General features: G+C 40.4%; 16 protein-coding genes. All 16 read left to right on the top strand.

Features of this window, described 5'->3' with window-relative positions; genetic code table 11:
• The 16 genes from Q0954_RS16360 to Q0954_RS16435 all read left to right on the top strand — a co-directional run bounded on the left by Q0954_RS16360 (position 1) and on the right by Q0954_RS16435 (position 16040).
• On the top strand, positions 1-738 hold the full coding sequence (locus tag Q0954_RS16360) for a hypothetical protein (RefSeq protein ID WP_299458570.1): 738 nt from the start codon (positions 1-3) through the stop codon (positions 736-738).
• Positions 735-1622 carry a hypothetical protein gene (locus tag Q0954_RS16365; RefSeq protein WP_299458571.1) on the top strand — a complete coding sequence of 296 codons (888 nt, stop codon included), beginning with the start codon at positions 735-737 and terminating at the stop codon, positions 1620-1622. Before Q0954_RS16360 ends, Q0954_RS16365 begins: the two co-directional genes overlap by 4 nt.
• Positions 1623-1634: 12 nt before the next feature.
• On the top strand, positions 1635-2471 hold the full coding sequence (locus tag Q0954_RS16370; RefSeq protein WP_299458572.1) for a hypothetical protein: 837 nt from the start codon (positions 1635-1637) through the stop codon (positions 2469-2471).
• Positions 2472-2475: 4 nt separating this feature from the next.
• Positions 2476-3156 (top strand): hypothetical protein, encoded by a 681-nt coding sequence (locus Q0954_RS16375; protein ID WP_299458573.1) that lies wholly within the window; start codon positions 2476-2478, stop codon positions 3154-3156.
• Between the two features lie 59 nt (positions 3157-3215).
• Positions 3216-3350 carry a hypothetical protein gene (locus Q0954_RS16380; RefSeq protein WP_299458574.1) on the top strand — a complete coding sequence of 45 codons (135 nt, stop codon included), beginning with the start codon at positions 3216-3218 and terminating at the stop codon, positions 3348-3350.
• A gap of 67 nt (positions 3351-3417) precedes the next feature.
• The gene (locus Q0954_RS16385; protein ID WP_299458575.1) at positions 3418-4734 is read left to right on the top strand and encodes a hypothetical protein; all 1317 of its coding nucleotides are present in this window, start codon (positions 3418-3420) and stop codon (positions 4732-4734) included.
• 279 nt (positions 4735-5013) lie between these two features.
• On the top strand, positions 5014-7545 hold the full coding sequence (locus Q0954_RS16390; protein ID WP_299458576.1) for a hypothetical protein: 2532 nt from the start codon (positions 5014-5016) through the stop codon (positions 7543-7545).
• A 4-nt stretch (positions 7546-7549) separates the two neighbouring features.
• Complete coding sequence (locus Q0954_RS16395; RefSeq protein ID WP_299458577.1) at positions 7550-8257, top strand: hypothetical protein; 708 nt, start codon at positions 7550-7552, stop codon at positions 8255-8257.
• Between the two features lie 60 nt (positions 8258-8317).
• Complete coding sequence (locus Q0954_RS16400) at positions 8318-8791, top strand: hypothetical protein (RefSeq protein ID WP_299458578.1); 474 nt, start codon at positions 8318-8320, stop codon at positions 8789-8791.
• On the top strand, positions 8788-9039 hold the full coding sequence (locus Q0954_RS16405; protein ID WP_299458579.1) for a prolyl endopeptidase: 252 nt from the start codon (positions 8788-8790) through the stop codon (positions 9037-9039). Before Q0954_RS16400 ends, Q0954_RS16405 begins: the two co-directional genes overlap by 4 nt.
• Before the next feature lie 29 nt (positions 9040-9068).
• Positions 9069-9494, top strand: coding sequence for a DUF3592 domain-containing protein (locus Q0954_RS16410; protein ID WP_299458580.1), 426 nt, complete (start codon positions 9069-9071; stop codon positions 9492-9494).
• On the top strand, positions 9491-9919 hold the full coding sequence (locus tag Q0954_RS16415; RefSeq protein ID WP_299458581.1) for a DUF3592 domain-containing protein: 429 nt from the start codon (positions 9491-9493) through the stop codon (positions 9917-9919). Before Q0954_RS16410 ends, Q0954_RS16415 begins: the two co-directional genes overlap by 4 nt.
• A gap of 261 nt (positions 9920-10180) precedes the next feature.
• A complete protein-coding gene (locus tag Q0954_RS16420; RefSeq protein WP_299458582.1) occupies positions 10181-10771 on the top strand; it encodes an RDD family protein in 591 nt (196 codons plus the stop codon).
• Positions 10772-11485: 714 nt separating this feature from the next.
• Positions 11486-11620: a hypothetical protein gene (locus Q0954_RS16425; protein ID WP_299458583.1), complete on the top strand. Its 135-nt coding sequence runs from the start codon at positions 11486-11488 to the stop codon at positions 11618-11620.
• 528 nt (positions 11621-12148) lie between these two features.
• Positions 12149-13438, top strand: a complete 1290-nt coding sequence (locus tag Q0954_RS16430; RefSeq protein ID WP_299458584.1) for a replication-associated recombination protein A — start codon at positions 12149-12151, stop codon at positions 13436-13438.
• Positions 13439-14171: 733 nt separating this feature from the next.
• Positions 14172-16040: an ATP-binding protein gene (locus tag Q0954_RS16435; RefSeq protein WP_299458585.1), complete on the top strand. Its 1869-nt coding sequence runs from the start codon at positions 14172-14174 to the stop codon at positions 16038-16040.
• Positions 16041-16057 lie beyond the last annotated feature (17 nt).

Genomic DNA, 16057 nt, shown 5'->3' on the forward strand with positions numbered 1-16057 from the left:
ATGAAATATACTAAACTAAAAAATTATAGCTTATGTATCCTGTTGTTGCTTTTGCCCGTTTGGGCAAAGGCTCAACGCTCCATAGAGTTTACCTGGCAAAAAGAGCAAGAATACCGGGCAGGCAAACGCTATACTGAAGAAAAACATTATAAAAAGGGCAAATTGCACGGTGTGTATAAGAAGCTAGATGCAACAGACAATGTGGTAACTAAAGGTTGTTATGTGGTAGGCAAACGACACGGCAAATGGCGGGAGATGATCACAATGTATGGTACTTATCATTATATACAATATACTTATCGTTATGGGACACTAAAAAAAATATATGAATACAAAGGTTGGGGAGAAAAAAAAGATTCCATAAAATATGTAACCCGTTGGTATAACCTAACACCAGATACCAGAAATTATACAATGCATGAAATTTTATGGGATGTAAAATACCTAGGGAAAAAAAACGAAGAAGAAATATATATAGTTAAAAAAGGAATAACAGTTTACCATAAAATAAAGCGTTGGGACAAGGGAATACCTTGGGAAATAGAAGAAAAAAAAGCCTTATATGACCAAAATGGCAATAGCTTAGGCTTAAAAAAACATGGTTATTGGGCAATATGGAACGAAGACGGCACCCTGCAAAAAGAAACCTGGTATGACATGGGCAAGCTCTTGCGGCAAAAGCGGTATGAGGGGGGCAAGTTGGTAGAGGATAAAAAGTATTCAAAACTAAGGCGATGATTATACTTATTACTATAAATGTGGTATTATGGATATGGCAAGCTACCTACAAAGGTAATAGTGAAACTCCTTTGTCTATTACTTTTACCGCTTATGCCATTTCTTTAGTGATAGCGGGTGCACTGGTGATGGTATATTTGCAGCCTGTTGTATTTATTTTATATATAGGCATAGTGCCCATAGTAATACATGGGTTAATATACCTACACCTGATATACAAAAGTGATACTATAGAGCACGCAAAACAAATACTAAAAAACTACGGCAGGGCTCAAGAGAATACTCAACCTGATAGCATCGAACTATCTCCAAAAACCAAGTATCTCCATGAGCAAGTAGCATTTTTGCACGAAAAAAAAAAGCGGCTTCATAACAATGTAAAAGCAGCCATAGGGCAAAAAAAGGTTTTGCTAAAGCTTTCACCCCACAAACGTTTACCACATATTCAGGGGCATATCAAACAGTTGAAACAAGTACAAGATCAATTAACTACTTTAGAGCAAGCGTATGATGATTTTGCTCAATTAGTCAAGTCAGTGTATGACCAAAAGCTCATTTCGACCACTTCTCACCAAGCACTATTAAAAGAGGTAGGGCTTTATCAAGCAGCAATTGTGTTATTACAAAAAGAAAGGCGTGATTGTGTAGAAGCATTGAACCAACTGAGACCTACAGTAGAAAAACCTGCGTCTTATTATTTACACCAACAACATAAGCAACAAAAGCTAAAACCATCAAGAAAACTCAAACGACTTGATAAACAGGCAAGTACTTTATGGCAGTCGTTTGACTTACAAAACGAAGAAGTATTTTGGAAAGCATACAATGCTATGATTGGCCTGGCTCGAAACCAACAAGCACATATACAACAAACAAGTAAGTAGTTTTTGTAATCATTGCACTCGCCTTGGGTATACGCAGTGACCTATTACCCCGATATTTCGCCTATGGAGGGCTTACGTAAAATATACAGGTATAATTCGCCTTTCAACCATAGAATGCTGAGCGAATATGGGCTAAAGCCCACGTTTAGCGTGAATATGAAAACTTTTGAAGAGTTTTGGCTCAAGCACAAAGCCCAACTACAAACCGGGCAAGGCTACGACTGGAACATAGACCCTGGACAAAGGGTATTTATCGATCTGAAAGTGATTAGTTTTAAGCGTATAAGAGAGCTGGCAGAAAATGAGAAAAACCTCAGCGATGAGCGCTACCGCAAGGCTACTCCCTGGGAGGTGTGGCTCAGAAAAAACATAGACCAAACTGCCTGGGACGATTTGGTCAATATGGCTTTTGACGATGCCGTACAGCTACAGCTGCCCCCTGGTGGCAAAGACCCTGACGGTGAGCCCAAGAAAGTTATTTACCCATTGGATGCGGTGAACCGCCATGAAAGGCCTGAAGAAAAGTATAATAAGACTTATTATGGGGAGGATATTTATCAATTGGATAAAGAAGGGGAAGCTGATCCAGATAACTCTACCAGTCTGGTATCACAAAACCCGATTCTAGCCCGTGGAAAAGTAATGAGTAGAAAGTATGTAGTGAGTGAACATAAAGGTTTTTATTATGATCAGGAAGATTTAGAAAGAAAATATTGCTATTACCCTGTAACTCTTGTTAAGACCAATAAACAAGCTGTACATTATATCTACAGGGTGCAAGCAAAACAAGCAGGAAATATGTCTCGAAGTCAAGTAATGAATAGTCAATACCTTTATCTAAAGAAATAGTTGAATGAAAAAAGTAACTTTATCAATATTCCTAATTATCCAAATATCTTTTTTGTCTTGTAAGCCCATCAAAGATAATAAAGCTATAAAAAAAAATGGCTTCAAGGGGGTACACAACCTACAGTCGTTAAATAACCTGATAGTACGCTGTAATGTGTATCAAAAGAAACAGTCTGACAATACCCTAATTCAAATACAAAAAAGGTTTAAAGGAGAGCCTGCTACTTTGAAGAAAGTAGTTAGGCTTAAAAAAAGCACCTTAAATTTGATGCAGTTTATCAATAAATTAAGGGTAAGTTTGATAAAAAATGCTGGGCAAGGTATTAATGAAAACACTCATACTTTGATGACACCTCATGAAAAACAAAAAGTGAGACAATACATGGTCATAGAAAAAAACGCTTATGTACTAGAAAAAAAACTAAATAACTATGTGTCATTTATCAATAAAGAATATCAAGAGTTTGGTATACCTAAAATGCTTTTGATAGCGAAAGGAAATGAGCATAATATCTTGTATAAAGATGACCCTATTAAGTCTAAACAAAAGTTTGTTGAACTCTATTTTGAGAATACTCCTGTTATTTTGGCACTTGCTTATTTGAGTTGTTTTCAAAACACTGTCCTTCGTTACGAGGAAGAGGTTTTCAAATACATGATATTAAGTTTGGTAGATAAGAAGTAAAAGCAAGATAACGCAGTGGCTCAAGTAGTCGCTGCGTTTTTTTGTGGTAAACATTATCAATGCTTGCTCAACCTGCCCCCACAGGCAAAGCCCCCGATGGTGAGCCCAAGAAAGTGATTTACCCGTTGGATGCGGTGAATCATCATAAGGCACCTGAGGAGAAGTATAACAAGACGTATTATAAAGCTGGGTAGAGTACTACCCAGCTTTATAATCATATTTTTTTGACAAATCGCCGTTTTATTTTCTAAAAACGTTTTTATGAAAAACCTACTTGATAAGCTTCTCTTGATGGTACTTGGCTTGGCTTTATCGCCCTTGCAAGGCTGTCAACCTTCTGCCCAACACAATTTTATCATGGCTAAAGACACTTGCTTTAGAAATAGCCTGCCAATCAATCCGACAATTAAATACGGCATGGCAACGGGTCAGGACAATTTCCAATATCCGCATATCTACAAATCTTTACTACATATGCCAGGGGTAAATATCATTAAAGATTCGATGGCTTTTTTATCAAGAGATAAAGAAATAAGGATTACACACTGGAAAGCATCCAGTGCTGAGGGACGCCATAAAAAGTTGATGAAAGAAGTACTTACCTATAATGATTTAGCAAAGTTTAATGACTATGTAGCAACACAAAAAATGTTTATAGCAGACTCCAGTATGCAAATAAAAAGTAATGTAATGTATAAAAATTGCAAGCATCCTCACTTTATTATGCAAGGCGCTACAAAAACACATCATTATTTTATGAAAACCGAGCTAAGTGGTTTGCCATTAATCAAAAACAAAGTGTTGAAGAATTGTTTGATACGTTTTCCTAAAAAGCTAAAAACAAAGTACTGGGGAACTGTACATCAGATGTTAGCCAAAACTGGATACATACAAACTGATACTGTAAAGTTAAAGCAAAATTTGGCAGAAGTAGCTTTAGAAGAAGCGTTTTACAAATATATAGAGGAAGAAGGCGCCAACTTACCTTTTAGTTTTACAGTATCGATGGATGCTTGTTTTAAAAACAAAATTAAACCTCATCAAGGTATTAAATATCATTCAGTTTTTGATACACTTTATGCCTACCGGGTACCTGTCATCAACAACTCATCTCCAAAAACTTACGCAAACAAACAATTGTCAGATTATCAGATGTTTTCTTCACCTGATAGCAAAGTATTGGTTACTGCCTGGCACGGGCATGCTGTCTTAACTGACCAAAAAGATAGAAAAGGTTATATAAATACGGCCCCTTGGACACATACGTACTTAGGCTTAAAGGTATTTAATAACATGGCAATAGGTCATCAAGTGTTTAGCAATGATAAAACAGTAAAAGTGGTTAAAAATGTAATGTATGAGAAATGTAATAACCCACACTTTATTATGCAGGGTGAAAATGAACAGCACATTTATTTACTTAAGAGTGAATTGAGCAATGTACCAATTGTAGGCAAACCAGTGATAAAAACCTATTTAATACGGTTGGCAAAAGATGCTACTGATAAATATTGGAATACTGCCCACCAAATGCTACAAGAGTTCGGGTATGATGCACCTAAAAAAGTGCAGGATTAGTCAGTTTGCTTTGGGTGGGCTACTGCCATCAACTTTACGCTGGTGCCTGCCTAAACTACGTTCTGGAAGAAAACCAGGCATTTGGATCAATAAAAAACCGCCCTTCTCAAAATAGAGGAGGGCGGTTTTTTATTGCCTTATTTTGGAGTAAAATAGTTGATATTATAAACATTTTGTTTACATTTGAAATATATACAACCACGCTTATGAAATGCCGTACACAAAACCAAGGTTCGGAAAAAAATATTTATCTTTACATCAAGCACTATACAATAAGTTATGAAACAAGCACAAAACGAACAAGATCAAACACCGCAAAACCAGGCACCCCAACAACAGCGTCGTACTGATGACTCTCATAGAAGTAAGCACAAGCCCCACAAGGCAAAGCAACGCCCGATAGACAGGAGCAAGCCCAAGCCTCACCAAAGCCACCAGCAACCCGTGGGCACCAGCGACTATACCCAGCAAGTAGAGCAACCACAGGAGCCAACCCTCCCGGTGGGTCTTACCGGAGACATTACTTTGTATAAATGGGTCTTTTTGGAAACCGACACCACTCGTGGTGGCAAAAAGCTGCCCTTTAAGCTGAGCGGCGAGGTGGCTATCATGATTCCTAAGCGTACTACCCAACCCATACCCACGGGTACGACGCTCGACAAGTATGTAAAAGCGTCGCGTTCGGGTGGGGGCACCACCATCAAAGAAGTGCACAGCCCCAAGGGGCAAAAAACCCTGGGTAAGTACTCTAGCAAGTTGTTTGACCTGAACACCCAAGAGGCGGTAATGGGCGGGATTAAGCTCAAGTTGAGCGCGGGCTTTATGGAGTTTAAAACCTCGATGAAAGATGCCAAAAAACTGAAAACCAACCCCCAAAACAACCTCGCCAACGGAGTAAACCCCCACACTGCTCGCGTAGGCAAGGGGGTCATGGGCATGGGCTTTGACTTTGACCCCTTCAATATATCGTTGAAAGTAACGGGCAGGCTCCACAAAAACAGCCCCCAAACCGAAATATTTGGGTTTATATCGAATTTGCCTTTGGTAAAGCAGGCATTGGCATCGGGCATTACCATAGACATAGTAGGGGCGCTCAAAATATCGCCTACTATAGGGTTTATGGAGTATGGCAAAATAAAAGCCCAAAAAGAAGCCCTCAAAAACCTGGAAACCAGCAAACGCCAGCAAATAAAGCTGGAGGCCGAAGCAAGTACCAACCCCGCCAAACAAAGCAGGTTAAAAAAACTAGGCAAACAACGCCACGCCCTAAACAAAGAGATAAAAAAAGACCCTAAGCTACGCCAACTCATGGAAGACCTGAAAGCACAACAGAAAAAAATAGACCAACTCAACCAAGACCATAAGCAGGTGAGACAAAGCCGAAAAGACCTGGCCAATACTCCGCGTAAAAAATGGCAAGAAGTACCCAAAAAAAAGTTTGGGCAAGCGGTGCGCCAAGACGTAAACCTGACCTCGATAGACCGCACCATAGAACAAAATAAACTAAAGCGGCTCAAAGCCCAAATGCGCGCCGAAGAAAACAAACTGGCTAAAAAACTAGGGCTAGGCGCCGACATACCCTCGCAAAAACAACTGATAGCCCAACAAGCCCAATTGCGTAAGAAAGCCAAAAACCAGGCTGCAGAACTAAACAAGCTCAAAAAAGAGGTAAAACACCACCTGAGCGAAGTAGAGCACATGGCGGAGGAATATAGCACCAAATACGGCAAAAAAATGGGGGCAAGGGCAGTGCAATTCGCCCGCGTGGTGGCACACCTCAACCTTGCCATGGACACTATAGACGGCTTGGCGCTGTTGCTTGCTTTTTTGATAAAGCCCGACCGTGCCACCCACATTTTTAACAGCAAAAACACCATAAGCGCCACCGATATGCTGCTACTACTCGCCCAAGACTTGCCCGAAGGCGACCAGGAAAACAGCGCCCACGGCACCACCGACTGGCGCAAAGCAGCCACCAACGACCAAAACAAGGCAGGCAAGGGCAAACCAGCCGCCCGCAACCGACAAGAGGCAAGCGGCGACACTGTAGTGGGTAATGGTAAAACCAGCCCCACTAAACCCCAAGACAAGCACGGCAACGGCAACCGCGAAGAGATAATGAAGGTAGTTTTTGCGAACCTCCACGCCAAAGCCTTGTGGCAAACGATGCTCGCTGAGGCGATTTTACGGGGAACCCACGACGCTTTTTTTGCCGACTTTACCCTGCAACACGCCCAGGCATTGGTGCGTATTGCCCAAAAGTACGGCGATGAACTAGACATAAGCAAAACCGCCCAGGAGTATAGCCAAGCTGCCCAAAAAACCACTAAAGGCACTATGGACGACTACCTGGCGAAGCTAGAGGGGGCTTGCGCCCGCACCCTGGACCCCAGCATAAAAAAGGGCAAAGAAGATGACCCCAAGGTAGACCGCGAAAACCAACATGTAGTGCATGATAAAGGGCTGGAGAAGGAGAAACAACCTTTGAGAGGTAAAGCAAACAAAGTTAGGGGCATACCTAAAAACACAGTAAATCATAAGCCCAAAGGGCGTTATATTATAGAAGGAGTAAGCAAAGCTTCTTACGCTGTAGGTACAGAGCTTGAACTAAGTTTTTACGGCACCTACCATGGACAAAAGGCTGATTTTAGTGGTATAAAAGTGATAGTGGTAGAAACACCCAAGGAAGTAAAAGGGATAAAATATGTAAAAGTTAAATTTCCGTATGATCAGGAAGTGGTAATTCAAAATATCAATAAAAGTGTATATTTTACGACTGATTTAGGGAGTTTTTATGTCAAGATCAATTAACATAATGAAAAAAGTACTATTGATAGCATGGTTGCTTTTGCCCGTTTGGGCAAAAGCCCAACGCTCCATAGAGTTTACCTGGCAAAAAGAGCAGGAATATCGGGCAGATAGGCAATACACTGAGGAGAAACACTACAAAAAAGGAAAACTGCATGGGGTGTATAAAAAACTGGATAACCAAGGTAATCTAGTAACCAAAGGGTGTTATGTGGCAGGCAAGCGTCATGGCAAATGGCGGGAAATAATGACCATGTATGGAGGTTATAATGACTACATAGAATATACTTATAAACGTGGGGTAGTAAAAGAAATATTCGAATATAGCGCTTGGGGTAAAAGCAAAGATTCGCCCAAAAGAATTGAAGATCATTACATTTTACAACCTGACTCAAGAAATTATACGGTACATGAAATATACTGGGATGGAAAACTAATAGGGAAAAAAAACGAAGAAGAAATCAAAGTAGTTAAACAAGGAATAACAGTTTACCATAAAATAAAGCGTTGGGACAAGGGAGTACCTTGGGAAATAGAAGAAAAAAAAGCCTTATATGACCAAAATGGCAATAGTTTAGGCTTAAAAAAACACGGCTATTGGGCAATATGGAACGAAGACGGCACCCTGCAAAAAGAAAGCTGGTATGAAATGGGCAAGCTCTTGCGGCAAAAGCGGTATGAGGGGGGCAAGTTGGTAGAGGATAAGAGGTTTTAAAAAAAACACAAAAGCTCCTCGTAGTGGGGGAGTTTTTTGTAAAAATTAAATGACCTGTATATGTATAGAATAAATATCCTATTATGTTTTTTATGGGCAATGCCGTTTGGGGCATTTGCCCAACTGTCTCCAGGCAAGTTTGATTTAGATTTAGAGCTTGAGCACCGCCAAGGAAGAGCCTATAAAGAAGAAAAGTATTACAAACATGGTAAGCTGGATAGTGTATACCGCAAGTGGGACGTTGCCACCGGGCAAAAACTAACCGAAGGTTATTATATAGAAGGCAAACGCCACGGCGAATGGACAGAATGGCTTAGTTATTTTGAAAAACAATACTACCTGCGTTATACTTATTCGCGTGGCAAATTAAAAAAGCTATATCAATACTTTGGTTGGGCAAACGCCCAAAAAGACTCTATCAAAAGTAGAGAGTATCATTACATATTTGAGCCTGATGGTAAAAACTACACTGCCCATAAAATTAGTTGGAATAAGAAGCTTGGAGGGAAAAAAACGAACGTTTTATTGTTGTGAGAGATAATGAAACCTTTCATCGAAAAATAAAACGTTGGCGCAGCAATGGCTTACCTTGGGAACAAGAAGAAAAAAAGAAAGCCTACGACCAAAATGGCCATAGCTTAGGCTTAAAAAAACATGGCTATTGGGCAATATGGAACGAAGACGGCACCCTGCAACAAGAGACTTGGTATGACATGGGCAAGCTCTTGCGGCAAAAGCGGTATGAGGGGGGCAAGTTGGTAGAGGATAAAAAGTATAACTGATAGTAAAATAAATTTGTTACAGATTTAATATGCGTGTATTTAAAAAAAATGTGTTCGGGTTACTTGCTGCTTGTTTATTTTTGGGTATAGCCTATACAGAGTATAGAAAAACCCAATACATACTCAAAGATGGTAAAGTAGTGCAAGCAAAGGTGGTAGCAGTAAAAGAAATACCAGCTGATGAAGATACCGACTATGCGCTTACATTTGAGTATGTCGACTTTCGGCAAAGAAAACAAACCGCACAGTTAATAGATGACCTTCACTACAAAGTAGGTGAGCAAACCCACATTATTTATAAACCTAACAACACCGCACACGTGCGTATTTATGGGTTCAGAACTTTGTTTCTTGGTATTTGCATTATGCTCTCTCTGGGTTTGGTTTTTTTGATTCCCACCGTTTGTTTTTTGTGGTTTAGACGCAAGCTTTATTTAAAAATTATATTCCCATGATCTTTATTTTATTCCATTCGGTGTGCTTTGTGGTAGGTGCAGGGTTTTGGATTTATGCCCTTAGGGGGCTATTACAAACAAGGGCATTGTTGCGTAACGGGGTAGTTGTGCAAGCCCAAATTATAGACTTTTTTGTAAAAGAAGACTCTGAAGGCATAGAGGCTGTAAATGCTGTGTGCAAGTTTACTGATCAAAATAATAAAACACATCAGTTGACCGACCCTTCAGATGTGCGAGAATTGTACTATGTAAAAGGAGACCAAGTAAAGATGTTGTACCCGGCGGGTAAACCCAAAGAAGCCCAACTTATGGAAGATTGGCACTTGTACGGTGAAGATATTATATTGATCTCCGTTGGTTTACCATTTCTGATAATTAGTACTGGCTTTTTTTTAAGTAGATGGTGGCTTTGGTCTCAAATTTAACTTTTTAGTAAAACTACTAAAGTAACCTGAGCCATTTGACTAATCTTGTAGCCCCAGACTTCTTGAAAAAATATGTCCATAGCTTTGGCTATGCAAATATTTTTTCAATCGCCTAAAACTAAAATATTGCACCAAATTAGCCGCTGGCAGAGCTCGGCACAGCAAAGCTGTAGCCATCGGTTTGGCTCATTTTATTTTTTCCGTTTTACTTAAGATAAAAAGAGTGCCACTGCCAATGGTTTTAACCCTAAACAATAAAAAATGAATAATAATATCGAATACTGTTTACAGTTTTGTAAAGTTTGTCAGCATCAAAAGTTTAATTTACAAGAAGGCATCGTGTGTGGGTTGACTGATAAAAAACCTGACTTTGCCGACACCTGTGCGCATTTTGTAGAAGACCAAGAAAAAAAAGAAAGGGTGGAAGTCCGCCATCGCGACAGTTTTGTAGCCACTCAGATGGTAAACTCAAACACCCGCCTGATACACCACATAGTAGATGTTGTGGCGGTTTATCTGTTATTTTTTGTGATCATCAAAATATCATTGAGTACAGGTTCCAGGCTATGGTATAGAATGACTTACTTTGATGTAATACTGTTCTTCTACCTGGTCAAAATGAGCTATTACGCTTTGATGGAAATCTTTTTTAGCAAAACCATTGGTAAAATGATTACAAAAACCAAAGTAGTAGATATGGAAGGCAACAAGCCTACTTTGTTTCAAATCATCTTCCGTTCTTTTTTTCGCTTAATCCCTTTTGAGCCTTTTTCTTTTTTAGGAACAGATGCTTCAGGTTGGCACGATAAAATGTCGGATACCAGAGTAATTAGTGATAAAGCAGGCTTGTAAAAAGAGGGGTTTTTATTTTCAAATTGCGACAAATATATTGTTTGATGGTTGCGCGATGCGTAACCCAATCATTTAGCAATAAAGCTGTATGACCATCAAAATAAGTAGGTCTGCGTAACTTCAATTATTAAAAAAAGATTCAATATATAAACCAATAGTCCACAGCCTTGACAAGGTTCTAGGGACTAGGTGCAAGGTTCTAGGTATACCTTGTTCCACAAGTAACCAAACTTTTATATCACGTTGATTTTTAGCAACTTATAAAAAGCGTAGTTAGAAGCATTTAGTCCGTAGTCCATAGCCCTGACAGGGGCAAGTCCTTAGATGCCGATGCATATCGGTGCTTCAAGTCCTTGGATACCGATGCATATCGGTGCGACAAGTCGCAAGTCCTTAGATACCGATGAATATCGGTGCTACACCCTGTTCCACAAGTAACCACGCTTTTGTATAACACTGATTTTCAGTTATTTACAAAAAGCGTAGTTAGAAGCGGATTCGACTAAATGTTTACCCTATTAATCATTGTAAACCAATGGCGTATATTAAATTTGCGTACTTGCTTTATTTTTCAAAGGGTTTCACTTTTACGTCTAAACACGTAATTAAATAGTTTTTAAACTTATAAACATTTGATAACCGACCAACGGGAGCTCAACGAAGGTAATCAGTAATCAACTTTGACTAAAATCACTGAGGAGTATTGATAAACACATGCCTATAGTTTTACTCATGGCAGTACATTATGCTTTGCTTAGCCTGGCTCTTCTCGATAAACTCAAGCCAAAACAACAAACCCAACGCGTGCTATTACTTTCTGTTTTGGTGGCGTTGATAATGGCAATATAGACACCTAATAAAAAACCAACTGACCCTTGGCTACCTTATGTATTTGCCCAGGTGTTCGTTCCAGTCTTGGCAATCAGCATTTTTAAGCTATGGCGTATAGAGGCTAAAACAAACCCCAACACTACTAAACCACCTCAAGCTTCGAGTAAAACTAAACCTGCACCAACTATGAAAGCTGTCAAAGTATTCAAATTTTGGCGATTCGATCAGCGCGTGGGGACACTCGCTGAGGCGGTGACGGTATTTTTAAGTAATTTTTTACTATGCTCCTCTTAACCTGACGACTATGGTATCTTCACAAATCGCTCCATCGCAAGGTCTGGGAACAGTGTTTTTCAAGGATTCGATCAGCTCGTGTCTTTGCGAGCTGAGACGATGACGATGCTCTCAGCATTGGACTAAAGGTTATGGGTTATTGATATTTGAACCTGGACAAATATTTTCAGTCTATTTAATTGATAAAGTATATATATCCTCCCAAATTGCAGGCTGGTATTTAACTCCATCAGCATTAATTTTTGTAATACATTGGCAACACTCTTCGACGAACCTCAAAAATTTCCCCTGGCAGAGCGCTTACGACCTCAAACCCTGGCACAATACCAAGGACAAGCACACCTGGTGGGCAAAAATGGTGTCATCAGTAAACTGCTCCAGTCAGGCAAAGTACCCTCTATGATTTTATGGGGACCTCCGGGGGTGGGCAAAACTACCCTTGCCCGCTTGATAGGTAATCATGTCAAAACGCCTTTTTTTACCCTGAGTGCCATCAACTCAGGCGTAAAAGAGGTGCGTCAAGTCATAGAAAAAGCCAAAACCAGGGCGGGCAGTATTTTATTTATAGACGAGATTCATCGTTTTAACAAAGCGCAACAAGACGCATTGCTGGGTGCCGTAGAGACTGGGCTGATTACGCTGATAGGAGCCACTACCGAGAACCCTTCTTTTGAGGTAATTTCGGCGTTACAGTCGCGTTGCCAGATATATATATTGCAACCGCTCTCGCCCGAAACCCTAGTAGAAATGCTGGAAAACGCCCAAAAACAAGATGAATGGCTCAAAAAATTGAATATAAAACTGAAAGAAACTGAAGCTTTGCTCAACTTGTCGGGAGGCGACGCCCGCCGTTTGCTCAACTTGTTTGAACTGGTAGTAAGTGCTTTTCCGGCAAACCAAGACCCCTTGGTAATCACTAATGAGTGGGTGCTGAGTACTGCACAGCAAAAAACAGTGCGGTATGACAAAACCGGTGAGCAACACTATGACATTGTATCGGCTTTTATCAAGTCTATCAGGGGCAGCGACCCCAACGCGGCAGTATATTGGCTTGCCCGTATGATAGAGGGAGGCGAAGATCCTAAATTTATTGCCCGCAGGCTGGTCATATCGGCGTCGGAAGACATAGGCAATGCCAACCCCACGGCTTTAGTCATCGCTACCAATTGTTTTCAAGCGGTTACTATGGTGGGTTACCCCGAAGCTGAAATTATATTGGCACAAGCCACCACTTACCTGGCAGCGTCTGCCAAGAGCAACGCCAGCTATATGTCTATCAAAAAAGCGAAAGAGTTGGTGCGTAAAAAAGGAGATTTGCCCATTCCATTGCATTTGCGTAATGCGCCCACTCAGCTCATGCGGGAACAAGGCTACGGCAAGGGCTACCAGTATGCACACGACTACCCTCACAACTTTAGCCCCCAGGAATATTTGCCTGAGGCAATTGCCCATACTACGTTGTATGACCCTGGACAAAATGCCAGAGAAAATGAACTAAGGAAACGTTTGAAAAACTTATGGCAAGACAAATACGGGTACTAATATTCAATAGTCCACAGCCCCGACAGGAGCAAGTCCTTAGATGCCGATGCATATCGGTGCTTCAAGTCCTTGGATACCGATGCATATCGGTGCTACACCCTGTTTAACTCCGTTGAGCTCATCACAGCAAGCTGCCCCGATGAAACGAATCGGGATTTAGAAATACATTCGGTTCACAAGTAACCACACTTTTTTATCACACTGATTTTCAGTTATTTACAAAAAGCGTAGTTAGAAGTATTTAGTCCGTAGTCCCGACAAGGTTCTAGGTACACCCTGTTCCACAGGTATCTACACTTTTGTATCACGTTGATTTTCAAATACTTATAAAAAAGTAGCCAAAAGTCCATAGCGGATTCCAGTAAATGTTTACCCTATTAATCCCTGTAAACCAACCATAGGGAGCTCAACGAAGGTAATCAGTAATCAACTTTGACTAAAATCACTGCGGAGTATTGAATATTCTGCAATAATTTCAAATCGACTAAACGCTGCGGACGATTGAATAAGGGAGCGAACAAGAAAGAACCGGTATCCTATTTTTTAATTGCTCCCTAACAGCCCCTGTTTTTAACATTGTGTTCAAAACTCTGGGGGCAAAATGGTGGTTTTTAGGCATATTTTTTTTACCTTGTATATTTTACTTGGTCAATTAGAAAATACACGGTTTATGAGTTTAAAGGGAAGATCGCTTTGCCATAATCATAAGGGTCTAAACCGAGGGTGTTTGCTGGTGTTATTTTTTATTTTGCACACTGTTTCTACATCAATGGCACAAATGCCTTCTGGTAGTTGGGCGCGTGTAAAAGACCTGTACAAAGGTACATTGGTGGTGTATTACCTGGTCAATCAACCTTTTATTTATCAAGATAAAAATACCCAACAATTAACTGGTATAGAGCATGACCTACTCCAAAGTTTTGCCCAGTACCTGCTCCACCAACACCAAGTATCGCTTACCCTTGACTTTCAGTCTGCCCCTTCTCTTGCCGCACTTTATAACCAAATAAAAAACGCTCCCGTAGACCAGGCAGTTTTGGGCGTTTCGTCTTTTTCTATCACTCCACAACGCATACACGAAGTAGGCTTTACTACACCCTATTGCCCCGATATAGAGGTGCTCATTAGCAATTCGGCGGTACCAGGGGTAAATAATGTAGCTGACTTTCAAGAGGTAATGAGTGATTTTACTGCACTTTATATCGACCAAAGCAGTTTGGAAGAAAACCTTGATACCATCAAAAAACTCATCAAAGGACTTAAAACCGAAGCAGTACCCAGTTCTGACAATATACTACAACGGATAAGCACAGAGATAGACAAGTTTGGTTATATAGAACTGCCAAAGTATTTGCAGGGACTAAAGCAAGGACTCAAGATCAAGCGTCAGGGCGTATTTAGGGTAGATAGAGAAGGTTACACGATGATTTTCCCTAAAGGCAGTGATTGGGTAACCCCACTGAATGACTACCTTAAAAGCGATGTATTTAAACAAAAGCTCCCTGTTTTGCTGGAAAAACATTTGGGCAAAGATGTTCAGGAACTGTTGATTAAAGCAAAAACTAAAGTGAGTACGGAGAACAACTCAGGGATATTGAGAGTGGAGAAAAGGTTAAAAACGTTGGAACTTCAAAAAAAGGAAATTGAACATAAACGAGATCGTTTGTATATCAAAATTTTTATTACAGGTCTGGGGTTCGCCGCTATCATTATGGTGCTGTTGTTTAGAAACAATTGGCAAAAACAAAAAATCAACAGTTTGCTGCAACAACAGAAGAAAGAGATTGAAAAACAGAAAAATGATTTGGCCGAAAAAAACGAACAAATACTTCAGCAAAAAGAGGAAATTTCGCAACAGCGCGACGATGTAATTGCCAAAAATGTAGAGATAGAACAGCGGCGTGAAGAACTCAATAAGTTGAATCAAGTAAAAGACCGGCTTTTTTCTATAGTTTCACACGATTTGCGTAGCCCATTGAATAGTCTCAAGGGTACCCTGGCTTTGATGGAAATGGGGGCATTGGCAAAAGACGAAATGCAATATTTTACCGGAGAACTCAACAAAGAGCTTTCTTATGTTTTGGAGTTGTTGGAAAATTTGCTCAAATGGGCAAAAGCTCAAATGGAAGGGATTGAACCTCATTTCGAAAAAATTGACATGCAGGCATTGGTCAAAAGCAATATAGGTTTGCTACAACCCATTGCTGATAAAAAGCACGTTGCCCTCATAAACCAGGTAGCGGCTGAAGCTACTGCCTGGGGCGACGAAGAAATGATAAAACTAGTGGTGAGGAACTTGCTTAGTAATGCCATTAAGTTTACTAAAGAATCGGGTACAATCGAGGTAACCACAAAAACAGTAGAAAACATGCTTGAAGTAGCCATTGCAGACAGTGGGGTGGGCATCAGTGCTCAACAACAAGCACAATTGTTCAATACAGATACTCACTTTAGCACCCAAGGCACCAACCGCGAAAAGGGTACAGGCCTGGGCTTGTTGATATGCAAAGAGTTTATAGAAAAAAACAATGGGCATATTTGGGTAGAAAGTCAACCCGACAAGGGGAGTACGTTTAGGTTTACCCTGCCACAAAAAAACTAAAAAAACTATACTAGGAT

This window comes from uncultured Microscilla sp., from assembly GCF_947493425.1.
Lineage (GTDB): Bacteria > Bacteroidota > Bacteroidia > Cytophagales > Microscillaceae > Microscilla.